General features: G+C 72.3%; 19 protein-coding genes. 11 read left to right on the forward strand and 8 right to left on the reverse strand.

Annotated elements, in window-relative coordinates:
- The first annotated feature begins 133 nt into the window (after window positions 1–133).
- The 5 genes from BMW78_RS08050 to BMW78_RS08070 all read left to right on the forward strand — a co-directional run bounded on the left by BMW78_RS08050 (window position 134) and on the right by BMW78_RS08070 (window position 6,029).
- A complete protein-coding gene (locus tag BMW78_RS08050) occupies window positions 134–1,270 on the forward strand; it encodes an aminopeptidase P family protein (RefSeq protein WP_091758085.1) in 1,137 nt (378 codons plus the stop codon).
- 194 nt (window positions 1,271–1,464) lie between these two features.
- Window positions 1,465–2,934 carry a glutamate/gamma-aminobutyrate antiporter GadC gene (gene gadC, locus BMW78_RS08055; RefSeq protein ID WP_091758087.1) on the forward strand — a complete coding sequence of 490 codons (1,470 nt, stop codon included), beginning with the start codon at window positions 1,465–1,467 and terminating at the stop codon, window positions 2,932–2,934.
- Entirely contained in the window at window positions 2,931–3,374 is a 444-nt protein-coding gene (locus BMW78_RS08060; protein WP_091758089.1) for a hypothetical protein, read from the forward strand. Before gadC ends, BMW78_RS08060 begins: the two co-directional genes overlap by 4 nt.
- A gap of 3 nt (window positions 3,375–3,377) precedes the next feature.
- Window positions 3,378–4,736 carry a dipeptidase gene (locus tag BMW78_RS08065; protein WP_091758091.1) on the forward strand — a complete coding sequence of 453 codons (1,359 nt, stop codon included), beginning with the start codon at window positions 3,378–3,380 and terminating at the stop codon, window positions 4,734–4,736.
- Between the two features lie 9 nt (window positions 4,737–4,745).
- A complete protein-coding gene (locus tag BMW78_RS08070) occupies window positions 4,746–6,029 on the forward strand; it encodes a threonine/serine exporter family protein (protein ID WP_091758093.1) in 1,284 nt (427 codons plus the stop codon).
- On the opposite strand, the gene BMW78_RS08075 is transcribed toward BMW78_RS08070, so the two are convergent.
- From BMW78_RS08075 to BMW78_RS08095, 5 genes are read right to left on the reverse strand one after another with little or no spacing between them, the layout of a single operon-like run.
- A complete protein-coding gene (locus BMW78_RS08075; RefSeq protein WP_091758095.1) occupies window positions 6,005–7,087 on the reverse strand; it encodes a polyprenyl synthetase family protein in 1,083 nt (360 codons plus the stop codon). The two genes, BMW78_RS08070 and BMW78_RS08075, sit on opposite strands and share 25 nt — an antisense overlap.
- Window positions 7,084–7,773 carry a hypothetical protein gene (locus BMW78_RS08080; RefSeq protein WP_091758097.1) on the reverse strand — a complete coding sequence of 230 codons (690 nt, stop codon included), beginning with the start codon at window positions 7,771–7,773 and terminating at the stop codon, window positions 7,084–7,086. The genes BMW78_RS08075 and BMW78_RS08080 overlap by 4 nt, the downstream gene beginning before the upstream one ends.
- Entirely contained in the window at window positions 7,770–9,833 is a 2,064-nt protein-coding gene (locus BMW78_RS08085) for an NAD(P)-binding protein (protein WP_143056183.1), read from the reverse strand. The genes BMW78_RS08080 and BMW78_RS08085 overlap by 4 nt, the downstream gene beginning before the upstream one ends.
- Complete coding sequence (locus tag BMW78_RS08090) at window positions 9,826–13,095, reverse strand: ATP-binding protein (protein WP_091758100.1); 3,270 nt, start codon at window positions 13,093–13,095, stop codon at window positions 9,826–9,828. The genes BMW78_RS08085 and BMW78_RS08090 overlap by 8 nt, the downstream gene beginning before the upstream one ends.
- 4 nt (window positions 13,096–13,099) lie before the next feature.
- Window positions 13,100–14,779: a hypothetical protein gene (locus tag BMW78_RS08095; protein WP_091758102.1), complete on the reverse strand. Its 1,680-nt coding sequence runs from the start codon at window positions 14,777–14,779 to the stop codon at window positions 13,100–13,102.
- Window positions 14,780–15,017: 238 nt separating this feature from the next.
- Between BMW78_RS08095 and BMW78_RS08100 the strand changes: the two genes are divergently transcribed.
- Complete coding sequence (locus BMW78_RS08100; protein WP_091758104.1) at window positions 15,018–15,977, forward strand: DUF389 domain-containing protein; 960 nt, start codon at window positions 15,018–15,020, stop codon at window positions 15,975–15,977.
- A 98-nt stretch (window positions 15,978–16,075) separates the two neighbouring features.
- On the opposite strand, the gene BMW78_RS08105 is transcribed toward BMW78_RS08100, so the two are convergent.
- Window positions 16,076–16,870: a DUF4118 domain-containing protein gene (locus tag BMW78_RS08105; protein WP_177180307.1), complete on the reverse strand. Its 795-nt coding sequence runs from the start codon at window positions 16,868–16,870 to the stop codon at window positions 16,076–16,078.
- Between the two features lie 150 nt (window positions 16,871–17,020).
- On the opposite strand from BMW78_RS08105, the gene BMW78_RS08110 reads away from it, so the two are divergent.
- The 5 genes from BMW78_RS08110 to BMW78_RS08130 all read left to right on the forward strand — a co-directional run bounded on the left by BMW78_RS08110 (window position 17,021) and on the right by BMW78_RS08130 (window position 21,074).
- Complete coding sequence (locus BMW78_RS08110; RefSeq protein WP_091758108.1) at window positions 17,021–17,572, forward strand: DUF2231 domain-containing protein; 552 nt, start codon at window positions 17,021–17,023, stop codon at window positions 17,570–17,572.
- A gap of 17 nt (window positions 17,573–17,589) precedes the next feature.
- Window positions 17,590–18,270, forward strand: a complete 681-nt coding sequence (locus tag BMW78_RS08115; RefSeq protein ID WP_091758110.1) for a response regulator transcription factor — start codon at window positions 17,590–17,592, stop codon at window positions 18,268–18,270.
- Window positions 18,267–19,475 carry a sensor histidine kinase gene (locus BMW78_RS08120; RefSeq protein WP_091758111.1) on the forward strand — a complete coding sequence of 403 codons (1,209 nt, stop codon included), beginning with the start codon at window positions 18,267–18,269 and terminating at the stop codon, window positions 19,473–19,475. Before BMW78_RS08115 ends, BMW78_RS08120 begins: the two co-directional genes overlap by 4 nt.
- Before the next feature lie 175 nt (window positions 19,476–19,650).
- A complete protein-coding gene (locus BMW78_RS08125; protein WP_091758113.1) occupies window positions 19,651–20,421 on the forward strand; it encodes a thioesterase family protein in 771 nt (256 codons plus the stop codon).
- 188 nt (window positions 20,422–20,609) lie between these two features.
- Complete coding sequence (locus BMW78_RS08130) at window positions 20,610–21,074, forward strand: hypothetical protein (protein WP_143056184.1); 465 nt, start codon at window positions 20,610–20,612, stop codon at window positions 21,072–21,074.
- 69 nt (window positions 21,075–21,143) lie between these two features.
- On the opposite strand, the gene BMW78_RS08135 is transcribed toward BMW78_RS08130, so the two are convergent.
- Window positions 21,144–21,893 carry a hypothetical protein gene (locus tag BMW78_RS08135; protein WP_091758116.1) on the reverse strand — a complete coding sequence of 250 codons (750 nt, stop codon included), beginning with the start codon at window positions 21,891–21,893 and terminating at the stop codon, window positions 21,144–21,146.
- Window positions 21,894–22,012: 119 nt separating this feature from the next.
- Entirely contained in the window at window positions 22,013–24,400 is a 2,388-nt protein-coding gene (locus tag BMW78_RS08140; RefSeq protein ID WP_091758118.1) for an ATP-binding cassette domain-containing protein, read from the reverse strand.
- Window positions 24,401–24,464 lie beyond the last annotated feature (64 nt).

Below are 24,464 nucleotides of genomic sequence, written 5' to 3' on the forward strand. Positions count from 1 at the left end.
AGCGTCCGGAGGCGGTGGTGAGCGGGACAGGGCCGTTGGGCCCGCGGCCGCGCTCACCCGGAGAGGGTGATGGATCCCGGGAGCGGGCCTCCGTAGCCTCGTCACAACGAGGCACGACCGCGGGGGAGGACCCATGACCACGACCGAGCGACCGTCGTTCCCGGCGTTCACCACCGACGACTACCGCGCGCGGATGGCACGGGTGGCGCGTGACGCAGGGGAGGCCGGCCTGGCCGGGCTCGTCGTGACCCCGGGGCCCGACCTCGTGTGGCTGACAGGGTACCGGCCGACCGCGATCACGGAGCGGCTGACCATGCTGGTGCTGCGCCCGGACGCCGATCCGGCTCTCCTGGTGCCGGTTCTGGAACGACCCGACGTCGAGAGGGCCGAGGGTGCCGCCGCCGTGGCGGTCCGCGACTGGGCCGACGGCACGGACCCCTACCGGGCCGCCGCCGACCTGCTGGCCGGTTCGGGCACCTGGGGCGTCTCCGACTCCGCCTGGGCCCTGCACCTGCTGGGGCTGCAACGAGAGCTGCCGCACACGGCATACCGGGCCCTCACCGACGCGATGCCGATGATGCGGGCGGTCAAGGACGACGCGGAGGTGGCCCGGCTCGCCGCGGCAGGGGCGGCCGCCGACGCGGCCTACGAGCAGGTGCTGCGGCTGCCGTTCGCGGGCCGACGGGAGACCGAGGTCGCCGCCGACCTGGCAGCACTGCTGCGCAGGTTCGGGCACGAGCAGGTCGACTTCACGGTGGTGGGGTCGGGCCCCAACGGCGCCAACCCGCACCACGAGGCCGGGGACCGGGTCATCCGCACCGGCGACGCCGTCGTGCTCGACTTCGGCGGGCTCCTGCACGGCTACGGGTCCGACACCACCCGCACCGTTTCGGTGGGAGAGCCGTCGGCCGAGGTGCTCGCGGTGCACCAGGTGGTGCAACAGGCGCAGCAGGCCGCCTTCGAGGCGGTGCGCCCGGGTGTGACCTGCCAGGAGATCGACCGGGTGGCCCGTCGGGTCATCACCGACATGGGCCACGGACCGGACTTCATCCACCGCACCGGCCACGGCATCGGGGTCACCACCCACGAGCCGCCGTACATGGTGGAGGGGGAGACCCAGCCGCTGGTGCCGGGCATGTGCTTCTCGATCGAGCCGGGCATCTACCTCTCCGGCCGGTTCGGCGTACGGATCGAGGACATCGTCGTCGTGACCGATGACGGCGGCCGCCGCCTCAACAGCACCGACCACGGGCTGGCCGTCGTCTCCTGAGCCACCCCGTCGCCAGCGATCCCGTGGCAGACCCCTGACCTGCCGGTTCTCATCCCTGCCGGGTGATCTGGCGCGGTGCCGTCCTCCCTAGCGTGGGAAGGCAGTTAGGTCCACTTGGGGTGACAGGGGTTGATGCCGATGACGACTAGCTGCGGTGTCCGTTGCGGGACTCCATCCGAGAGGGACGATCGACCATGAGCGCCGCCGACGTCCCCGTGACGCCGTCCGCGGCCGCACCCGCCGCACGCACCCGCGCCCCGGCCGCGGCCTACATCTCGTGGGCCGCCCTGGCGATGATGACGACGAGCTCCGTGGCGAGCCTGCGCGCGGCGCCGACCATGGCCGTCTACGGCCTGGCCGCAGTCTTCCTGTACATCGTGCCGGCGATCGTCTTCCTCCTGCCGACCTCGCTCGTCTCCGCGGAGCTCGCCTCGGGCTGGGACGGGGGCGTCTACAAGTGGGTGTCGGAGGGCATCTCCAAGCCGATGGGCTTCCTCGCGGTCTGGTGCCAGTTCGCGATGACGATCTTCTACTACCCGACCCTCTTGGGCTTCGTGGCCAGCACGCTGGCGTACGTCTTCAACCCTGAGCTTGCCAGCAGCGGTGTGTGGACGGCACTGGTCATCGTGGTCGTCTACTGGACCGGTGTCTGGGTCTCGTCCCGCGGCACCAAGGGCATTGCCGGCCTGGCCAGTGGCGGCCTGATCATCGGGACGCTGATCCCCGGCGTCATCCTGGTCACCCTCGGCATCGTCTTCCTCGGCCAGGGCAACGCGTCCGCCGCCCCCATGGACGCCAGCCACATCCTCCCGGAGTGGGCCGGGCTGGCGAGCCTGGTGCTGATCGTCAACAACTTCCTGTCGTACTCCGGCATGGAGATGAACGCGGTGCACGTGTCGTCGCTGCGGAACCCGGGCAAGGAGTTCCCCCGGTCGATGTTCCTGGCCATGGGGCTGGTCCTGGCGATCTTCATCCTGCCGGCACTGGCGATCAGCTGGTTCGTGCCGTCCGAAGAGCTCTCGCTGACCGCCGGCATCATGCAGGCGTTCGAGGCCGTCTTCGCCGAGTTCGGCTGGCAGTGGCTGACGCCCATCATCGGCGTCATGCTCGTGACCGCCTCGCTCTCGGGCATGCTCACCTGGCTGGCCGGCCCCTCCAAGGGCCTGCTGCTGATCTCACGGCAGGAGGGCTACCTGCCTCCGTTCCTGCAGAAGCTGAACAAGAACGGCGTGCAGCAGAACATCCTCGTGACCCAGGGCGTCATCACGACCGTCATCGCCCTCGGCTACGCGCTGATCCCGTCGGTCTCGAGCGCCTACTGGATCTTCTCGGTGATCACGACGCAGGTGTACCTGATCATGTACCTGCTGATGTTCGTCGCGGCCGTCCGCCTGCGCCGCAACCACCCCGACCACCCGCGCGGGTACCGTGCGCCCATCCTGCTCTCGCTGTGTGGCGTCGGCTTCGCCGCCTCGCTGGCCGCCCTGCTCGTCGGCTTCATCCCGCCGTCGCAGTTCGGTGAGAGCAGCCCCGGCGTCTACGTGCTCATCGTCGGCGGTGGCGCCCTCGGGCTCGGACTCCTCGTGCCGTTCCTCTTCTACCGGATGCGCAAGCCGTCGTGGAAGCAGCCCGACGAGACCCAGGCGGAGGTGAGCCCGTCATGACCACCGTGCAGGAGACGCAGACCAGCCGGGAGCGGCGCACGCTCTACCTCGTCATCGGCCTCGTCGTGGTGCTGCTGATGGTCGGCGGCCTCATCGCCTTCCGGTCGGCGAAGCGCACTGCGGAAGCCGACCAGAAGGCTGACCAGCTCATCAGCGAGCTGCAGAAGATCGGGGCACCCACTCCCTCCAAGACGGCCGTGGTGCGGGTGCTGGGCAGTGACGGCGGCGCCGTCTGCGCCGACCCCAACGGCGCCCTGAGCCGGGCTACCCTGCTCGCCCAGCTGGCCAACGGCGCCAGTGGCCCCGGCAGCCGTCCGGTCATCGCGAACAGCCGGGTGGTGCAGGGCGAGCTGCTGGTCATCAAGGTCTACTGCCCCGACCAGCTCGCCGAGTTCCAGAAGTTCGTCGACGGCCTCAAGCTCGAGAACTCGGGTGGGTGAGCCATGACGGTGCAGCACCACCTCCAGGACCGGGTCGGCGACCTCATGCCGTTGGCCCGGGAAGAGCTCGCCGAGCTGGTCTCGATACCGTCGGTCGCCGACCCCCGGCAGTACCCGCCCGAGGAGTGCGAGAGGGCGGCGAACTGGGTCCGTGAACGTTTCGCGGCCCTGGGGTTCACCGACGCACGCCTGGTCGAGACCGCCGACGGCAGCAAGGCCGTGGTGGGGTCCCGGCCATGCGGCGACCCCAGCGCACCAACGGTCCTGCTCTACGCGCACTACGACGTGCAGCCGCCGTTGGACGAGAAGGCTTGGCGCACAGCACCGTTCGAGCTGACTGAGGTCGACGGCCGCTGGTACGGACGCGGCGCCTGCGACTGCAAGGCGAACATCCTCATGCACCTCACCGCCTTGCGTGCCCTGGGCGGTGACGTGCCGGTCAACCTCAAGCTCGTCGTCGAGGGCTCGGAGGAGCAGGGCACGGGCGGGCTCGAGGGGCTGGTGCCGCAGCAGCCCGACCTGTTCGCCGCCGACGCGATCCTGGTGTGCGACACCGGGAACGCATCGGTGGGCCACCCGGCCGTGACGGTCAGCCTGCGCGGCATGGTCAACGTGGTGGTGACCGTCGAGGCGCTGCGCTCCGAGCTGCACTCCGGCATGTTCGGCGGCGCCGCCCCCGACGCCCTCGCCGCCCTCATCGCCATCCTGGCCTCGCTGCGCGACGACAAGGGCAACACCACCATCGCGGGGCTCGACGCGAGCCAGACGTGGTCCGGGGCCCCCTACGACCCGTCCCAGTTCGCCGGTGACGCCGGGACGCTCGACGGCGTGGAGCTGCTCGGCGACGGCAGCGTGTCGGACATGCTGTGGGCCCGGCCCGCGGTCACCGTCATCGGCATCGACTGCCCACCGGTGGTCGGCTCGGCGTCGGCGATCAACCCGCGGGCGGCAGCCCGCCTCAACCTGCGCATCCCGCCGGGCATGGAGCCGGGCAAGGCGGAGGCCGCCCTGCGGGCCCACCTGCTGAGCGCGGCCCCGTGGGGCGTCCACGTCGACGTCGCCCTCGAGGCCTCCGGTGCACCGTTCCGTGCCCGGACCGACGGACCGGCATACCGGGCCATCGCGGAGGCGATGGAGGAGGCCTATGGGGATCCCATGACCACCCTCGGACAGGGCGGCTCCATCCCGCTGTGCAACGTCTTCGCGGACACCTTCCCCGACGCGGAGATCATCCTCATGGGCACGGAGGAGCCGCAGGCCCTCATCCACGCGCCCAACGAGAGCGTCGACCCGCGCGAGATCTCCGCCATGGCGCTGGCCGAGGCCCTGTTCCTGCAGCGGTACGCCGCGACCAGGAGCTGAGTCACCACCGTGGCCGGCCGGGACCTCGAGGCCGACGGAGGCGTCGGGTTCGACGTCCTCCGGCTGCTCGCGCAGGTGCTGCTCGCCAACAGCGGCGAGGGGGTCGGGCTGGCGGAGGGCGAGCTGCGCCGGGCCGCCGCAGCGCTGGGTACCGATGTCGAGCTGCTCGTGCTGCCCGAGCAGCTGGTGCTGGCACCGACGCCCGTCGCGGGCGACGGCACGGGCGGGATGGTCGTGGTGCGCACCGTGCCGGGCATCGCCCGGCTCGACCGGGTCAGCGCCGCGCGGGAGATCGTCGACGCGCTCGAACGCGGTATGCCGGCGACCGCGGCTCGCGAGCGGCTCGAGGTGGTGGCGCAGGCTCCGCCGCGCCTGGGCTGGTGGACGCGCGTGCTCGGCGTCATGTTGTTCGCTGCCGGCTTCGCGCCCAGCGTCGTGGCCACGACCTCGGAGGTGGTCACCGCCGTCGTGCTCGGTCTGATCATGGGCCTGATGCTGGTGGCCGTCGACGGGCGGCCGGCCGAGGCCTTCCTTCCGGCGGTGTCGGCGGCGGTGCTGACCTGGGTGGCCTTCGCCATCCGGCCGGGCATCGTCGACCTTGCCGGACCGGTGCTCGTCGTCCTCCCAGCCCTGTTCGTGGTGCTGCCCGGTGACACGCTCTCGGCGGGCGCCGGAGAGCTGCTCGCCGGCCGGATCACCTCCGGGACCGGCCGGCTGGTCTGGTCCTTCCTCATCCTCGCCCAGATGGTCGTGGGCATCGTGGCGGCCGCGGAGGTCAGCGGGGCCGGCGCCGCCGCGCTCACCGAGCAGGAGGTACCCGCCCAGCTGCCGTTCCTCGTGGTGTTGCTCGCCTGGATCCCGTTCACGGTGGGGCTGGGCCTGGTCTTCCGGGCCCGCATGTCCGACCTCGGGTGGGTGCTGGCCGGGGTGCTGGGGACCTTCCTGGCCCAGCAGGCCGTCACGAAAGTGGTCGGCGACGTGACGGGAACGCTCGTGGCCGGGGTGCTGCTCGGCGCCTACGCCACCTGGGTCTCGCGCAGCGTGCGCCGGCCGCCCCGCCTGGTCGTCGTGCTCGGCGGCTTCTTCGTGCTGACCGTGGGGTCACTCGGGCTGCGCGGCGCGACGGCCCTCATCAGCGGACAGCCGATCACCGGTGTGCAGAACCTCGTCGACTTCGCGCTGCAGATGCCCACCGTGGCCCTCGGCATCGGGATCGGCTTCCTGGTCGCCGCCCGGCGCTGGCTGCCCCGCCGTCCGCCACGACGGCGTCAGCGGTCGCGGTCGACCATGTAGGGGACGAGATCGGCGACGAACCGGCGCGAGGGGGAGTCGGGTGCGTCGGCGAAGGCCTCGTCGAAGGCGACCGCGGCCGACCGGGCGATGCCGCGGGCGAACTCGTCGGCGAACGCGAGGCTCCCGTGCGCCTCCATCATCGCCAGCACCTCCTCCCGTATGCCGCTCGTGCGCGCCTGCGGGGGCAGCTCCAGCCAGCGCCGCAGGCGGCGTCGGTCTTCATCGCCGGCGACCGCGAGGAGGTGGATGAGCATGAGGGTGCGCTTGCCCTCGCGCAGGTCGCCGAGCCGTTCCTTGCCGTAGAGCGCCTCGGCCCCGGTGAGGTTGAGCAGGTCGTCGCGGATCTGGAACGCCGCGCCGAGGAAGAAGCCGAACCGCAGGAGGGCCTCCGGGTCCGGGGTAGGGCTCGCCGAGCCCCGGAAGGGGTTCGCCGGCTTTGACGCACCGCTCGAGGCCACCAGGGCGCCGACGCGCAGCGGCAGCAGCGTGGTGTACCAGCAGGTCTTCTTCATGATCAGCTCGAGGTAGTCGTCCGGGCCGAGGTCGGTGAGGCCGTCACGCTGCCAGCCCAGCTCGAGCGCCTGGCCCTCGACCGTCTGGCGTGCCATGAAGTCGAACTCCGCCCAGACCCGGGCCGCCAGCGCCGGGCCGAGCAGCCGCTCGTTCCCGCGCAGTGCGCCGAGCGCCATGACGGCCAGGCCGTCGCCGGCGTTCATGGCGGCCGCGCGGCCGTAGCGCCGGTGCAGCGTGGGCTCGCCGCGGCGCAGGTCGCTGTCGTCCTCGACGTCGTCATGGACCAGGAAGGCGGTGTGCAGCAGCTCGATCGCCGCGGCGGACGGCAGTGCGCGCGCGGGGTCGCCGCCGAACGCCTCGCAGGCGGCCAGGCACAGCGCGGGGCGCAGGGCCTTGCCCCCGCGGGCGAGGTAGTCCACTGCCGGAGCGACGAGGTAGGGAGACAGGCCGTCGGCCTCGAGGTAGGAGAGCGCCGCCTCACGGGCCAGCCGGCCGTAGCGCTCGAGCTCCTCGACGACGGGCTCGGTGGCGTCGGTGGTGGTCATGGCGCCTCGGACCCGCCACCGAGGACCAGCGCCTCCGACCCGCCACCGTCGACCGGTGCGTCTGACCCGCCGTCGATGACCTCCAGCGCGAGCCGCATCGGCTCCGGTGCCACCGAGGCGACCACCAGGCCGTGGTAGCGCCCGGGCGGTTGCCTCGCCGGCACGCTCACCCGCAGGAGGACCTCGCACGCCGCGCTCGGCGCGAGCTGCACGTCGTCGGAGGGCTGGCACGTGAGCGACTCGGACGGCAGGACGGCGCCGTCTCCTGACACCAGACAGGTCACGTGCACCCGCGCGGCGACCGGTGCGGCAGTGGGGTTGTGGAGCCACACGGACACCTGCGAGGACGCTCCGGGGACGGCCGCGGGCAGCTGCAGGTGCTCCGGCGCACCGGGGGAGCCCGTCGTGGTCGCGTCCACCGCCAGGGCGGTCGCCTCGTCGAGGAGCCGCAGCGCCGTCTCTGCGACTCGTGGGCCGAGCTCGACCAGCCAGTCGAGGCCGGCGTCGGCGCGGCGAGTCGGCTCCGCGGGGGAGGCGCCGGTGCCCAGGGCACGGTCCACGACCGCGGCATACCGGCGCACGACCGTGGCGGCCGAGAGCAGCCCGAAGCGCTGGACGTCGGCGACCAGCGGGAGCCGGTCGAGTGGCTCCCGGTCCTGGCGGTCGGCCTCGAAGGCGGTGGTCACGCCGACTGCTCCTCGGGCCGTGCTCCCGCACCGGCCGCCATCACGGCCCGGGCGGCCAGGACGCCCGAGCGCGTGGCCGCCTCGAGGCATCCCGCGTCGAACCCACATGCCGTCCAGTCGCCGGCGACGACCAGGTTGTCGAAGCCGGTGTCGCCGGGAGCCAGCCGGAACCGTCCCGTGCCCGGCAGTGACTGGACGTACCGGTCGGAGGGGTCGACGTTGGCCCGAAGGTACTGCGCGGCGAGCCGGTCGGGGCCGCATCGCCCCTCGTCGTCCCACAGCAGGTTCCAGCGAAACCCGTTGCGGCCGTTAGCCTTCGGCCAGAGCGAGCCAACCTCGGTCTCGAGGAATCTCGTGAGCCTGTGTCGGACGACCTCGTCCGCCGACCCGGGGTCGACGTCGGGCATGGCGCCACACAGGTAGGCGATGCTGCGCGGTCCGCCGGAGGTCGGCCAGCTCTCCCGGGGCAGCAGGTGGGACATGGCTGCCCAGGTCTCGAACGTGTCGCCGAAGCCGGTGAGCGTGACCGTCGGCGGGCCGGACCACCCGAGGTCGGACTCGGAGGCGTCGAGCCACAGCTGCGCGGACTGCGTCGCCACCGTGCCCACCCGCTCCACCATCCGGCGCCAGCGCGGGCTGGCCCGGACCAGCTCCGAGGCCACGTGGGGGACCATGCCCACGGAGACCGCCAGCACGGCGACGTCGAAGTCCTCGCCGGCGACGAGGGTCTCCCGGCCGGTTCCCGCGCCGGGCCACCAGTGGGACTCGAGCTGGTCGCCCGGGTCGTCGGCGAGCTGCTCGACGAGGGGACGGTGCGGCCAGCACGGAAGGTCGTCGAGCCGCACCAGCGGGTCATACCGCGCCCGACCGGCGGCGAGGTCTGCCTGACGGGTGAGCTCGACCGTTCCGAGTGACCCGCCGGGAGCCAGCCCCAGGTGGTCGAGGCGGCGGAAGAACCGGAAGTCGACGCCGCGTCGGACCAAGGCCTCGTACAGCGGCGCGAAGACGGCCTCCCCCATGCCGACCTGCATCCGCCAGAAGATCGAGCCCTTGAAGTCGAAGAGCATGCGCCCGGCCAGGTGGAGTCCCAGCCCTGCCGAGAAGCCGGGTCGGGTGCGGTCGGCTCCTGCGTAGGCGAACGTCAGGTCGTGCATCCCCCGGACGATGGGGGAGTCGAGGGTCTCCGGCGCGGCACCGTGACGGGCGAGCCACTCCCCGTAGTCGAGGTGGTCGATCGCGTCGTAGCTGTTCGCCGTGAGCAGCCCGTCGACGACCATGCCCTGCAGGCTCGTCACCACGAGGTCGACCAGCTGCCAGGTCCGCCGCAGCGCCGGGTCGGCGAGCACGACGCCGCGTATGCCGTCGCGCCAGGCCCCGAGGAGGGCGGCCAAGCGTCTGGTGACCTCCTCGTCGGGCCCGGCGCCCGAGGCCAGCTGCTCCGCGCGGGTGAGGCCCTGGAGCGCGACGGCGAAGCCCGTCAGGCCGGTGCCCCGGAGCAGGGCGCCGAGGTCGGACCGCGCCGGGCGTGGGGTGGGTGAGGCGCTGAGGTAGACCTCGGCGGGCGGCCCTGGGGCCGACACCGCGCGGTGGAAGTCCATCAGCAGGCCGACGGTCCGCGACGCGACGTCCACAGGTGTCAGGCGGCGGTCCTCGGCCCCGGGCTCGCCGGGAAGGGCGTCGTTGCTGGAGAACTGCGTCACGAAGTGGCTCCAGGCGCCGTCGTGGCGGTCCGCCAGGCCGACGGCGCCGGCGGGGACGAAGGCGTCGCGCCAGCCGGGGAGCGGGCAGGCCGGGTCGGTCACGGCCCGGTCGAGCTCGGCGTAGACCTCGCGCAGCACCCGGAACGTGGCGTCGTAGCACCCCAGCAGCACGTGCAGGCCGTGCTCCTCGACCCGACCGTGCGGGCCCCGGCTGCTGGCGCCCTTGCCGCCCAGCCGCCACCCCCGCTGGTAGACGGTGATCGAGTCGAGCTGCTCCCTGCAGTCACCCGAGCTGAGCTCCCAGGCCGTGGTCAGCCCCGCCATGCCGCCCCCGAGGATGGCGACGCGGCGTCTAGCCACGGCTGCCGGCCAGCAGGTCGTCGGCCGCAGCGGTGTCGGCGCTCGAGAACGCAGGTGGCACAGCGGTTCTCGCCTCGGTCAGCACCGCCTTCCAACCTTGCGGACGTGACGAGGGCGGCAGCGCGGCGAGGTCGACGGCAGCGCGCAGCCGGGCGACCGCAGCACCCTGCTGGGCGGCCACCACCTCCGCCTCCATCAGGTCGGCCACCGCGTCGAGGCTGTCGGGCCGGCCCCGGCCAAGGCTGTAGCGGGCCCGTTGGCGCAGCAGCTCCGGCAGGTGGAGGTACTCGCCGGTCTTGTGCACCGACTCGATTGCCTCGTCCACCAGCTGAACCGCCCGGTCGGGGTCACCGGCCTCCGCGTGCAGCTGCGCGAGGTAGCCGAGGTGCGCGGCGGCGAACGACTCCTGGCCCATGAGGCGCAACGTGGCGATGACCTGTTCGAGGAAGGCCCGGTGCGCCTCTCCTCCGGGCGGGTCGGTGGCGGCGTAGGCCGAGCCGATCGTCGCCCAGAACGTGTACCCGTGCTCCCGGCCGATGGCGACGACCTCCGATCCCAGCCGCCAGGCAGCCTCCTGGTCACCCGCGAACCGCCGCACCCACGCGGCGAACGTCTTGACGAAGGCGAGGCTGAACGGACCCTGGGGGAAGCCGATGGCCTCGGAGCGACGGACGGCCTCGCCCTCCCACCGCTCCGCCTCGGAGAGGTCACCGCACAGGGCGCTGATGCACCCCATGGCGGTCTGGGACACCGCGACGGGGTCGTTGGGCAGCGGCCAGAAGGGGGAGACCGTCTGGTCCGCGGGACGCGCGGCGAAGCCGGCCAGCCCGCGCTCGATGAGGACCCGCGCGGACTCGAGGTGGCCGGCATACAGCTCCTGCCAGCCGGCGCACGCCTCCACCTCGGGCTCGAACCACGAGAAGGCGGGGTCGCGGACCATCGCGCTGAGGCGGTCGATCAGGCCGCGCGCCGTGCCGAGGTCACCGTGCACCAGCCAGTAGGACCAGATGGCGATGAGCGACGGGAGGACCTCGGGACGCGTGCCCAGCCGCGTCGCCAGGAGCTCGGCCCGCCGGTGGTCGGCCTGCACCTCGGGAGCCGCGTACCCCTGCATCGAGCTCACGCTCAGGGCGCGGAGCATGGTGGCGGTCAGCTCGCCGACGTCGCGCTCCTCCGACTCCGGAAGCGTGCCCAGGAGGTGCAGCGCCTGGGAGAGCAGCCGGGTGGCCTCGGTGTGGGCGCCGTGACGCTGTTCCGCCTGTGCCGCAACGAGGTAGAGCGTCGCCGCCTTCGCGGGTTCCCCTGCGCGGTCGAGGTGCTCGGCCACGAGGGCCGGTTCGGCGCCACGCTGGGAGAGGACCTCTGCGACCCGTGCGTGGGTGTGTCTCCTGACGTCGAGCACCTGGGTCTCGTAGGCGGCGTCGCGCATCAGCGCGTGACGGAAGCGGTAGGTCTGGGCGGCGGGGTCACCGGGTTCGATGACTCCCTCCTCGGTCAGCACGACCAGCTGCGCGCCCACGGTGTCGCCGTCGCCCACCACGGCCGCGAGGGTCTCCACGTCGAAGGTCGGCCCCACCGTGGCGGCGACCTGGGCCACGCGCAGGTCGACGGCCGGGGCCTTGAGCCGCCAGGTGAACAGCTCCTGGAGGCGCAGCGGCAGCGGTTCCTCACCGTGGTTGTCGAGGCAGGACCGCGTCAGTTCCTCGATGAACAGCGGAATGCCCTCGGCCTGCCTGACGATGGAGTCGCGCTTCTCCGCCTGGAGCTCCCTGCCGAACGCGAGGTTGTCGACGAGCCGGTTGGCGGCGGGCAGGTCCAGGCGCCCCAGCTCGACCGTCCGGACCTCGTCCCGCCAGCCGACGGCGGAGCCCTCGCGGGTGGTGAGGAGCGTGAGCAGGGCGGGCGGCCGGGCTCGCACCACACGCCCCAGCAGCTCCAGCGTCGAGGGGTCGGCCCAGTGCAGGTCCTCCACCACGAACAGGTGCGGCGTCCGTGCGGACAGGGCGATCAGCCACTCGACGACGACGGCGAGGGTCTCCTCCAGGACGGCGCGCGGGTCCAGCTCGGGCGTGGGGTAGCCGTCTGCGTCGGCGACCCCCAGGAGGGAGGCCAGGAAGGGCACCGACGGGGCAGGGTCGAGGGCGAGTGAGTCGAGGTGCTCCACGAGCCGGGCCACCCGGTCGTGGTCGTTGCCGACGAGGTCGAGGGTCCGCTCGAGCAGCCGGGCGATCGGCCACAGGGAGACGTTGGTGTAGTAGGGAAGGCACCCGGCGCCGAGCACGCGTCCGCCGCTCGACTCCACCCGGTCGACGACCTCCGCCACCAGCCTGGACTTGCCGATGCCCGCCTCGCCGACCACGAGGAACGCTGGTTCCTGCGCGGTCCGTGTTCCTTCCCGGGCCTCGTCCCACGCCGAGAACAGCCGGTCGCGTGGCTCGTCCCGGCCGACGAGTCCCGCCTTGCGGTACCGCTCCGCCTCGAACCGGGCCCCGGCGTAGCGGGGCCGCTCGACGGCATACACCTCCACGGGCCGGCTGATGCCCTTCAGGACCTGCTCCCCGAGGGAGTGGACGTAGAAGTCGGCGTCGACCAGCTGCTGGGTGACGTCGCTGATCACCACCATCCCCGGTTCGGCCGCCTGCTGGATCCGGGCGGCCAGGTTGGGCACGACGCCCACGATCGAGTCGCGCTCCGGGACCGACCGGTCGTCGCTGAGGTCGGTCACGACGACCCGCCCGGTGTGGATCCCGACCCGCACCTCCGCGGCAACCCCGACCCGGCGTTCCAGCTCGGACCGGGCGTCGCCCAGCGCCACGACCAGGTCGAGGCCGGCGAGCACGGCGCGGCGTGCGTCGTCCTCGTGCGGCTCGGGGTAGCCGAACCCCGCGAGGATGCCGTCCCCCGAGTACTGCATGACGTAGCCGTTGTAGCGCTCCACGGCGTCCTTCGCGGCTTCCCGGTAGAAGGAGAACAGGTCGCGCAGCTGTTCCGGCTCGACCTGCTCGGACAGCATCGTCGAGCCGACGAGGTCGGAGAACAGCAGGGTCATCAGCGCCCGCTCGCCGAACGGGCTCAGCCGGCGACCCGCGACCCGCCGCAGGATGAGCGCCGCCCGCTCGTTGTCCGGGTCGACCGCCCGCACCTCCTCGGCGGTGGCTCGCGCGGACTCGACGTCGCCTGCGGCGAGCGAGGCCTCGGCCGCCGTCAACAACCGACCGAGCAGCCGTGCGAGCGTCGTCTCGGCTGACCCGGACCCGGACACGGCGTCAGGCCCCGGTGGCGCGGGAGACGTACAGCTGCACCGAGATGCCCGCGACCCCGGCTGGGCCCAGGAGGCTTCCCACGTAGAGTCCCGGGGGCGCCGTGGTGTTCGTGGTGCGGAGGCGCACCGACGGTGTGCCGCCAGCCTCGGTGTGCACGGTGACGGTGACCTCGGTGGCGGCGAGGACGGCGCCCCCGGCCTCGATCGACACCAGGTCCGAGACAGTGGGTGCGTCGGACGGGGTGAGCGTCGGGACAGGGACGAACGACCGCTCCTGGCCCATGGCCGCGCCCGGGGACGGGCCCGTCGGGCCGGCCCCCGCAGGCGCTCCCGCAGTGCCTCCTGCCATGGCTCCGGCGGCACCGGCCGGCGCCGCCGCGGGGGGCGGGGTCGGCGGCGGCTCGGCCGTCGTGGGGCTCGTCAGCGCGCTGACTGCACCTCGTCCCACCTCGTGCGGCACCCCCGGCGGGGTGAACCCGGCGTCCACCCCGTGCTCGGCGACCTCGTTCACGGTGTCCATGCCGTGGGTCCAGGCCTTGGCCCAGTCCTTGGCCAGCTGCGACCAGTAGCGCCGTCCGTCGTCCAGGAGGTCGGCGCTCGAGTAGCCCCGGGCGCGCACCTTCTCGCTCGTCCCCTCGAACAGCCTCAGGTAGGTGCTCGCGGAGGCGCCGAGGAAGTCGACCCACGCCTCGAACGTGTCGACCAGCGGTGAGGAGGAGGGAGGCGCCTGCGTCGGCGACGTCACCGTGCTCGTGGTGGCCCCTGCCACCGCCTGGCGCACCAGGTCGGTCCACACAGGGCAGACGAACTGCGCCAGGGCGTCCCACTCCGGCCTGGTGAAGCCCACGACCTTCAGCGCCTTGACGCGCTTCATGTGACCGTCGAGGGCCGTCACCAGGAGGTAGCCGCGGTCGACGTCGATCTCGCCGTCGAGGCTGAGGTCGAGGTCGTAGGTCATGCCCACCGCCCGGTCGGCCTGTCGCCAGTAGGCGCAGCGCAGCAGGGTGTTGAGGCGGCGGAGCAGCTGCACCTGCTCGTGGAACACCCCGTGCCAGTGGTCGTCACCGGGAGGGGTCGCCAGGGCCGCGGGGTCGGGTTCCCCGACGAAGTCCATCTTCTTGAAGAAGCTCGGCCCCCAGCTCGACCACTTGTGCGGGTCCACCCAGCTGGCCAGGTCTCGGAAGTCGGCGTCCGTCTCGAACTCGGCGTAGATCCACGTCGACGGTATGCCGTTGACGCGGACGGTCTGCACGGTGCAGACCTGCTGGCCGATGAAGGCGGTCTCGTGGTGCTTGAAGTGCGTGCCGCTCAGGGTCTGGGCGAACGAGGACCTCTCCTGGGCGGACGTCCGCAGGTCGGCCAGGAGCTGCCCCAGCTCCAGGTCCCGCCCTGGGAGCACCGACGCCGCCAGCTGCTCGTATCCCTGCCGCGTGGCCGGGTCGTCGGCAGCACCCTGCTCCGCCAGGCGGTAGAGGAGGTCCAGCCGAGACGAGACGCTCACCTCCTCGGTGCTGGCCCCGGCCAGCAGGGCGAGCTCGTCCTGCGGTGGGCGGGGAGTGAACCCCGGGACGTCCGCAGGCTTCTTGTCACCGTAGGTGCCGGCGTGGGCGTGCAGGCTGAGCAGCGCGTGCTGGTAGCTCGTCGCCGTATCCGCGGCGTCGAACTCGAGGGGACGTTCAGACATCGGAACCGACCTTGCTGTCACGTTGTCGGCGTGCACCGGGGAGCAGCGGAGCTCCCGAAGACGGTGACCACCGTGTCCTCATGGTGCCCGCGGGGTGGGTGGCGGGGCGTCCCGCATTCCGTCTAGTCCGATAGGCGTACCGGCCGCGCGGCGATGGGGTGCCGTGGGCGGTCGAGCCGAGTGACGGCATACCCGCGTCGTTCACGGCAGCGGTGGGCGTCACCGGCACACTGTGCGCATGTTGACGCTGCGCATCGCCGCACCCGCCGCACTCACGGACGACGTCCTCGCCGTCCTCTCCGAGGACCCTGCGGTGAGCAGCCTGTCCGCACTGCGAGGGGCGTCCCTGAAGCCCCCGGGCGACGTGGTGGTGGCCGACATCGCCAGGGAGGCGGCCAACCACGTCGTCGACCGGTTGCGGGAGCTGGGGGTCCACCGCGAGGGGAGTGTCCACATCGAGCCGGTGCGGGCCTGGCTGTCGCAGCGCGGCCTGGACGCCGACCTCAAGGCCCCAGGCAGCAGCGCCGACTCGGTGGTGTGGGCCGACGTCACCCAGCAGGCCTACGAGGACTCCGAGCTGAACTGGACCTACATCTCGTTCATGACGCTGGCGACCGTGATCGCCGCCATCGCCATCGTGCTCGACACGCAGGTGCTCATCATCGGGGCGATGGTGCTGGGTCCGGAGTTCGGGGCCATCGCCGCCCTCGGCGTCGCGCTCGTGCGCAGACGCGGGTCGCTGTTCGCCCTCGCCGCTCGCACGCTCGTGCTCGGCTTCGTCATCGCCATCCTCCTGACCACCCTGGCCAGCCTCGCCGCCGGTGCGCTCGGCTGGGTGACCCTGCACGACGTCACGGGACCGCGCCCGCAGACCGGCTTCGTCTTCACGCCCGACAAGTGGTCGTTCATCGTGGCCGTGGTCGCTGCGGCCGCAGGAGTGCTGTCCTTGACCTCGGCGCGCGTGGGTGGCCTCTCGGGGGTGTTCATCTCCGTGACGACGGTCCCAGCAGCCGGCAACATCGGGCTTGCCATGGCCTTCGGCGCCTGGGGCGAGGTGCGCGGCAGCCTGCTGCAGCTCGGGGTGAACCTGGCAGGTATGGCGGTGGCCGGTTGGGCCACACTCGCCCTCCAGCAGGCGGTGTGGTCGCGCGTCTCGATCCACCGGTCACGCCTGGTGTCGCGGCTGCGCCGTGCGTGAGCGAGCACCCACCCGAGCCACCCGGCGGCTGTGCTCAACCGGCAAGCGCGCTCTCCATCAGTCGAGGGGAGCGGGGGCTCAATCGAGGGAACCGGGGCTCAGTCGAGTGACCGCGGGGGCGGCTGTTCCGGGGCGGCGGCGCCCGACGCGGGCAGAGCCCCCGCCACCTGGTCGGCGAGCAGGACCGCCACCCGGCACTGCTCGGGTGTCGGACGTGCCACGTGCGACGTCGCCGTCAGGAGGAAGCGACCGCGCAGCTCACCACCGATGGTGACGGGAAGGACCACGGTGGAGTCGACGGGGAGGCCGTCGCGCCGCGCGTCGACCGTCGTGTCGTCGTAGGTCAGCGTCCCGTCGTGGTGCAGGGTGGCCGCTGACGCGTCAGGGGCGCCCCCTGCCATGAACGTGCAGGAGTCGAGGCCGAGCACCTCGCGGATCCGCCCGGCCACGGCCGTCGTGAGCTGCTCGGGACTCTGCCGGCGGGTGCTCACGGCCTCGGCGGTCGCCAACACCCCGTCGACGTAGCCGGTCTGGCGGCTGAGCGCCGCCTCCTGCCGCAGCCCCCACAGCGCCGTCTCGGTCACCACGCCGCCGATGACGAGCAGCAGGACGGCGGCCTCGAGGTCGTTCGGCTTGTCGATGGCGAACGAGCCGAACGGCTCGGTCAGGAAGAAGTCGAACGACGCCGCCGCGGACAACGACGCGACGAGACCTGCGGCGCGGATCCCGGTCGCGCTGAAGAGCACGACGAAGGCGACGAGGACCAGCACGTCCGTCGCTGCCGTCAGGTCGCTGCGGAACAGTGACAGCACCCACGCGACCACCAGGGGCACCACGGCCGCCGCCAGCGCAGTGGCGCCGCGGTGCTCTCGTGGAAACCGCCTCAGGTCCATGTCTTCATCACGCTCCCTGACGGTCAGGGCGTCAAGGGCCCAAGCGCCCCTGCTGCAGGGGATCTGTCCCATGGTGTCCGTTTTGAGACTCGCTTGAGATTGGGCTGCGAGGCTCGGCCCGAATCGTCCCTTACCTCGAGGAGATCCGTCGTGCCTGCCACCATCTTCGGTCTGCCGCTCCACCCCCTGGTGGTGCACGCCACCGTGGTCATCGTGCCGCTGGCCGCCCTCCTCCTCGTGGCGTCGGCTGTGTCCGGGCGCGTGCGCCGCTGGGCGGGTTGGCTGACTCCGGCGGTCGCCACCCTCGCCCTGGTGCTGGTGCCGCTCTCGACGAGCACGGGTGAGAACCTCGAGGGCCGGGTGGGCGGGAACGCGCTCATCGAGGCCCATGCCGAGCTGGCCGACCAACTGCTGCCGTGGGCCATCGGCATGGCGGTCCTGGCCTTCGCCCTCGTGTGGCTGGACCGGCGCGAGCGTTCGCAGGCCACGGGGGACCCCCGTGGCGCCGACGTCAGGCGCGCGGATGCAGGCTCGGGTGCCAGCCGGGGTCTGGCGGTCGCGGTGACGGTCCTGGCCGTGGTCGCGGGTCTCGGGACCGGGGTCCAGGTCGTGCGCATCGGCCACAGCGGGGCCAAGGCGGTCTGGAGCAAGCAGGTCGCCTCCGGGAGCCAGGGCGGGGAGAAGCAGGGCGACGACCACTGACCTGCGATGCTGGGCCCATGCCCGGCACGCTGGACAGGGGACCGTGCGTCCTCCTCGTCGAGGACGACACGGTTCTCGCCTCCCTGGTCGAGCGGCTCCTGACGGGCGCGGGCTACTCCGTCGTGGTCGCGGGCAGCGTCCACGCCTGCGTGCACATCGCGCTCACCTCTGACGTCGACGCGATGGTGCTCGACCGACGGCTGCCCGACGGTGACGGCCTGGAGGTGCTGGGCCGGCTCCGCGCCAGGGGAGTGGTCCTGCCCACGGTGGTGCTGACGGCGCAGGGTTCCGTGGCCGACCGGGTGGCCGGCCTGGACCAGGGCGCCGACGACTACCTGGTCAAGCCCTTCGAGCCCGACGAGCTCCTGGCCCGGCTCCGCGCCGTCATGCGGCGGCCGCAGGCGGACAGCGCGTGGCTGCCGCTGGGGGAGGGAGCGATCGACGTCGACGGCGTGTGCGTCGTCAGGCCCGACGGCAGCCGCGTCGAGCTCTCGAAGGGCGAGGCGGCGCTCCTGGAGCTGCTGGCCCGGCGCCCCAACCGGGTGTTCAGCAGGGACGAGCTGCGCGCGGCGCTGTCGCCGGACACGCACAGCGAGTCCCTCGTCGACACCTACGTCTACGCGGTGCGCCAGAAGCTGGGCCGGCCCGTCGTGCGCACGGTCCGGGGCGTCGGCTACCGCGCCGGGGAGGTTCGGTGACGGTCCCGTCGTCGCGCGGGGAGCTGCTCCGCGCCCGACGGCTGATCGCCGTCCAGGCCCTGGTCGGCGTGCTGGGTGGAGTCGTGGTCGCCGGGCTCACCACCGTGGTGGTCGTCCTGTGGGCACAGCGTCAGGAGGCCGGTCGGCAGGTCGCCACCGTGGTCGCCACGCGCAGCACCTCGGGCGCGCCTCCGGGGAGCTGGGTCGTCGTGGAGGGGCCGGACGGTCGCCGGGAGACGTCCGGCGAGGTGCCGGCCAGCGTGAACCTGGCACGCCAGCGGGCGAAGGCGACCGGGGCGGGGTCCGGTGGCGGGTCGGGCGAGGCGTATGCCGGTGAGCGCGAGTACCTGACCCGGGCCGTCCTCCGGGACGGCACGCTCGTCGTGGCGGGCGTGGACGTGTCGGCCCAGGAGGACGAACGGAACCGCCTCCTTGCAGGGTTCCTCGGCGCGACGGTGCTGGCCGGGGCCGTCGCGGCCCTCCTCGGATCCAGGCTTGCGCGGCGGGCGGTGGGTTCCTGGGACGAGGCGCTGGCCCGCCAGGAGCGGTTCGTCTCCGACGCGAGCCACGAGCTGCGGACGCCGTTGTCCCGCCTGGCCCTTCGCGCCCGGTTGCTTGGTGACGGTTTGCGCGCCGGGACCCCGAGGGAGGCCCTCGTCGACGACGCGCGGTTGCTGAGCGACGAGGCGACGGTGATGGGTGACCTCGTCGACGACCTCCTGTACGCAGCAAGCCTGGACGCGCGTCCGGACGTGGGGGAGCTGGTGGACATCGGCGACGTCGCGCGCGCGGTGGTCGAGCTGGAACAGGTCCGCGCGGCCGACCGCGGTGTGCGACTGACCCTCCGGGCGCTCGCCGTGCCGGCGGTCTGGGGCGTGGAGGGAGCGTTGCGACGCGCCGTCGGGGCCCTCGTCGACAACGCCCTGCGCCACGCGGAGCACGAGGTGGCCGTGGTGGTGGAACCGGAGGGCTCGCAGACGGTGCGGGTACGTGTCTCGGACGACGGGCCCGGGATCCCCGCCGAGCAGGCCCAGCACCTCTTCGACCGGTTCTACCGCGGCGCCCACGACGGTCGCGGCTTCGGGCTCGGCCTGGCGCTGGTCCGCGACGTCGTCGACAACCACGGCGGCAGCGTCGTCGTGCAGCCACTCACCCGCGGCAGCTGCTTCACGGTCGACCTGCCCGCCAGGGAGGCCCGCGACTGAGGTGCGGGCCCGGGCGCCCTCAGGTCGAGGGGAGCCCGGTCGAGGGAGCCCGGTCGAGCGGAGGCCCGTCGAAGGGAACGCCATCGGGGGAGCCCGGTCGAGGCAAGCCCTGTCGCGACGCCTCCCGCGCGCCGTGCGACGGTAGGCACGCAACCGGACGAGAGGAGCGGGGTCGATGGCGTACTTCGAGCGCGTGGGGGAGTCGGCCTTCCGGGCGACCGAGCACGTCGGAGGTGCGTGGGACACCGAGGAGCAGCACATCGCGCCCGCGCTCGGCCTGCTCGCCCACGTCGTCGAGCTGGACCGTGACGCCCGACGGGACGACGGCCTCGTGGTCTGCCGGCTCTCGTGGGACATCCTGGGCACCGTTCCCGTCGACGTGGTGAGCACCTCCGTCCGGGTGCTCAGGCCCGGACGCACCATCGAGCTGGTCGAGGCGAGGATGGGGCACGGCGGCCGCGACGCGGTGTGCCTGCGGGCCTGGCTCATGAAGCCGGGGGAGACCGGTCACCTGCGGGCGACCTCTCTGCCGCGCATCGCTCCTCCGGAGGACATGCCGTCCTGGGACCCCTCGACGGTGTGGCCCGGCGGGTTCATCGAGACCGCCGAAGTGCGGCGTGCCGAGGTCGAGCCGGGGCGCGCGTCGTTCTGGGTGCGCACCCCGCTGCCGCTGGTGGAGGGTGAGCCCGTCAGTGCCCTGGCAGGCGCCGCAGGACTCTTCGACATCGCCAACGGCATGACGGTGCGGGCCGACCCCCGACACGTCGCCTTCCCCAACGTCGACCTCACGGCGCACCTGTTCTCCCCACCGGAAGGGGAGTGGATCGGTTTCGACACCACCGTGTCGTTCGGCGCCGCGGGCCTGGGCCTGACGAGCAGCGTGATCCACGACGTCGGCGGGCCCATCGGCACGATGGCCCAGATGCTGACGGTGCGCCCGCGCTGAGCGGGTCTCACGCCGACGTCGTAGTCCTATCTGCGTGCTCCGCGACCCCAGGGTGGTCCGAACGGACCGACCTCCCTCTACGAGGTGCCAGTCGGCGGCGCCCATGGTTTCACTGGGGTCGCAAGGAACCAACCAGACCAGGGGGAGCCACGATGGGAAACAGGGGTCGAATCGGTGTGAGTCGATGGGTGCGACGGGGGGTCGTTCCTGCAGCAGCAGCGGGCGCGCTGGTGCTGGGCCTGGGTGGGCTGCCGAGCGCCAACGCGTCGGGTGGTGGTGGGGCACACAAGCTCTCGCTGACGCAGACCAACCGGGGGTGCGACGGCGCCCAGATCGGGCAGACCCAGCAGGCCCGGTTCGGGTTCGTCAACATGATCGCGACGGGCGAGCGCCACGTCGTGGCGAACGTCGTGCTCAAGGGGGCTCGACCCAACACGACATACTCCGTCAGGGTGATCCAGCTGGTGCCGGGTGACGCCGACTGCTCCACCGTGGACGCCACCCTGACGACGGACCCCCTGGGCAACGGCCACGTCCTCGTGCACGAGACGGTGCTCGACGGTGCCACCGGCGCGTGGGTGGCCGTGAACAACCAGGCCGACTTCACGCAGTTCTACGCCACCGCGACCACGCCGATGTCTCACCGCCGGTAGGGGTGGCCTGTCCAGCGCTCGCCACCGTGCGGGCGCTGGCCGGGCTGTCGCCGCTGACGCGGCCCCGCTTCACCGGTGGCCGCCGGAGACGAGGTCTCGCAGCCGTTCACGACGAGCCCGGTATGCCGGTCCGAAGCGTTCGGCGGACCTGTGCAGCTTCTGGTCGGAGTAGAAGCGTCGGGCCCAGAACGACGTCGGGGTGCCGAGGCGGATCGCCCCCACGAGCGCGACGAACGGGATGGGCAGACCGATCAGCCCGGTGGCGATCTTGCCCTTCAGCAGGCACACGATCGTGTAGCCGATGTGGACCACGACCGCGACAGAGGTGGCGACCAGACCCTGGGCCGCCACCGAGCTCGGGTCCACCCCGAAGGGTGAGGTACTGGCCAGCAGCGCCAGACCGACGACGCCCGCGACCATGACCGCGTCGATCGACTTGCGGCCCTCCTCGGTCCAGTAGACGTCCTGGAGGTGCAGCCACAGGGCGAACTCGTCGAGCGCCAGCGCCGCGCCGGCACCGAACAGGACCGCCAGCAGCTCCTGCCAGGGACTCGGCGGGGTGAACCGGAACTCGAGGAGGCCGGTCACCAGCACCAGCAGGATGCCCCAGACCTGGTGGTGGATGTGGACACCGCCGATGTAGAGGTCCTTCACGGTGGTCCCCGTCGCCCCCGCGTCCCCCGCGTCCGCCGTGCTCCGGAAACGTATCCGCAGCGTGATCCAGCGGGTCACGGCATACGTCGTCACGAAGCCGACGAGCAGCCACAGGCTGGCTGCCCTGCCGGTCTCGACCAGGTAGTGCTGGTACCAGTCGGACATGCCGAGCGCCTCCCGGTGCCGTCGGGCCTACCCGACCAGCATGGGGAGGGAGCGGGACCGCCACATCGTCCGCCGGGCGTGAGAGGTCGAACCGTCGCTCGCCGAGGTGGTCCGCGAGGTCAGGCGCCGACGTAGGCCGCGAGGTGCTGGCCGGTGAGGGTGGAGCGGGCCGCGACGAGGTCGGCGGGAGGTCCTTCGAAGACCACCCGGCCACCGTCGTGGCCGGCGCCCGGGCCGAGGTCGATGACCCAGTCGGCGTGTGCCATGACCGCCTGGTGGTGCTCGATGACGATGACCGACGTGCCCGACTCGACGAGGCGGTCGAGCAGGCCGAGCAGCTGCGCGACGTCGGCGAGGTGCAGGCCGGTCGTCGGCTCGTCGAGCACGTAGACCGCCGCCTTCTCGGCCATCTGGGCGGCGAGCTTGAGCCGCTGGCGCTCTCCACCCGAGAGTGTCGTCAGCGGCTGGCCCAGGGTGAGGTAGCCCAGCCCGACGTCGGCCAGGCGGTCGAGCACCGTGTGGGCGGCCGGGATGCGGGCCTCGCCGTCGCCGAAGAACGACAGGGCCTGCGTCACCGACATCTCGAGCACCTCGGCGATGTTCCGCCCGGCCAGCGTGTAGTCGAGGACCGCCGCCTGGAACCGCTTGCCGTCGCACTCCTCGCAGGTGGACTCGACGGTGGCCATGACGCCGAGGTCGGTGTAGATGACGCCTGCGCCGTTGCAGGTGGGGCAGGCCCCTTCGGAGTTGGCGCTGAAGAGCGCCGGCTTGACGTCGTTGGCTTTCGCGAACGCCTTGCGGATGGGGTCGAGCAGGCCGGTGTAGGTGGCCGGGTTGCTCCGGCGCGAACCACGGATCCCGGCCTGGTCGATGACCACGACGCCGTCACGGCCGGCGACCGATCCCTGGACGAGGGAGCTCTTGCCCGAGCCCGCGACGCCGGTGAGCACGCACAGCACCCCGAGCGGGATGTCGACGTCGACGTCGCGCAGGTTGTTCGTCGCAGCGCCGCGGACCTCCAGGGTGCCCGTCGCCTCGCGCACCGACGGCTTGAGCCGCGCCCGGTCGTCGAGGTGCCGCCCGGTCGTGGTGGCGCTGCCGCGGAGCTCCTCGACGCTGCCCTCGAAACAGACGGTGCCGCCGTTGCCGCCGGCGCCGGGGCCGAGGTCGATGACGTGGTCGGCGATCGCGATCGCCTCCGGCTTGTGCTCGACCACGAGCACGGTGTTGCCCTTGTCGCGCAGCTGCAGCAGCAGGTCGTTCATCCGCGCGATGTCGTGCGGGTGCAGCCCGATGGTGGGTTCGTCGAAGACATAGGTCACGTCGGTCAGCGACGACCCGAGGTGGCGGATCATCTTCGTGCGCTGCGCCTCGCCGCCGGAGAGGGTGCCGGCCGGCCGGTCGAGTGACAGGTAGCCGAGGCCGACCTGCGCGAAGGAGTCGAGCAGGTGCTGCAGACCGGCGAGCAGCGGTGCCACCGAAGGCTCCTCGAGGTCGCGGACCCAGTCGGCGAGGTCGCTGATCTGCATGGAGCAGAGGTCGGCGATGTTCTTGCCCTTGATCTTCGACGACAGGGCCTCCTGGGTGAGGCGGGTGCCGCCGCACTCGGGACAGGTGGTGAAAGTGACGGCCCGCTCCACGAAGGCGCGGATGTGCGGCTGCATCGCGTCGACGTCCTTGGAGAGGAACGACTTCTGGATCTTGGGGATCAGGCCCTCGTAGGTGAGGTTGATGCCGTCGACCTTGATCTTGGTGGGCGCCTTCCAGAGCAGGTCGTGCAGCTCGCGCTTGGTGAACTTGCGGATCGGCTTGTCGGGGTCGAAGAAGCCGCAGCCGCGGTAGATCCGGCCGTACCAGCCCTCCATGCTGTAGCCGGGGACCGTCAGGGCGCCCTCGTTGAGCGAGAGGTTCTCGTCGTACAGCGCGGAGAGGTCGAAGTCGGTCACGTTGCCCTTGCCCTCGCACCGGGGGCACATGCCGCCGAGCCGGGTGAAGGTGACCTTCTCGGCGCGGGTCCTGCCTGCGCCGCGCTCGACCGTGATCGCGCCGCTCGCACTGACCGAGGGCATGTTGAACGAGTAGGCGTTGGGGGAGCCGATTTGCGGCTTGCCCAAGCGGCTGAACAGGATTCGCAGCATCGCGTTGGCGTCCGTGGCGGTGCCGACGGTGGACCGGGGGTTGGCCCCCATGCGTTCCTGGTCGACGATGATCGCGGTGGTCAGCCCGTCGAGCAGGTCGACGTCGGGCCGGGCCAGGGAGGGCATGAAGCCCTGCACGAAGGCGCTGTAGGTCTCGTTGATGAGGCGCTGGGACTCGGCGGCGATCGTCCCGAAGACCAGAGAGCTCTTGCCCGACCCCGAGACGCCCGTGAACACGGTCAGCCGGCGTTTCGGGATCTCGACCGCGACGTCCTTGAGGTTGTTGACGCGGGCGCCGTGCACGCGGATGAGGTCGTGGCTGTCGGCCACGTGCGGGGCTGTCGGCGACGTCCTCGTCGTCGTGGCCATGGTGGGCGGTCTCCCTCTCGTCGGGTGGCCAGGCTCAGCCTGGTCCAGTGCTGGGGCTTGCGTC

This window comes from Pedococcus cremeus, from assembly GCF_900111375.1.
GTDB classification, from domain to species: Bacteria; Actinomycetota; Actinomycetes; order Actinomycetales; family Dermatophilaceae; genus Pedococcus_A; species Pedococcus_A cremeus.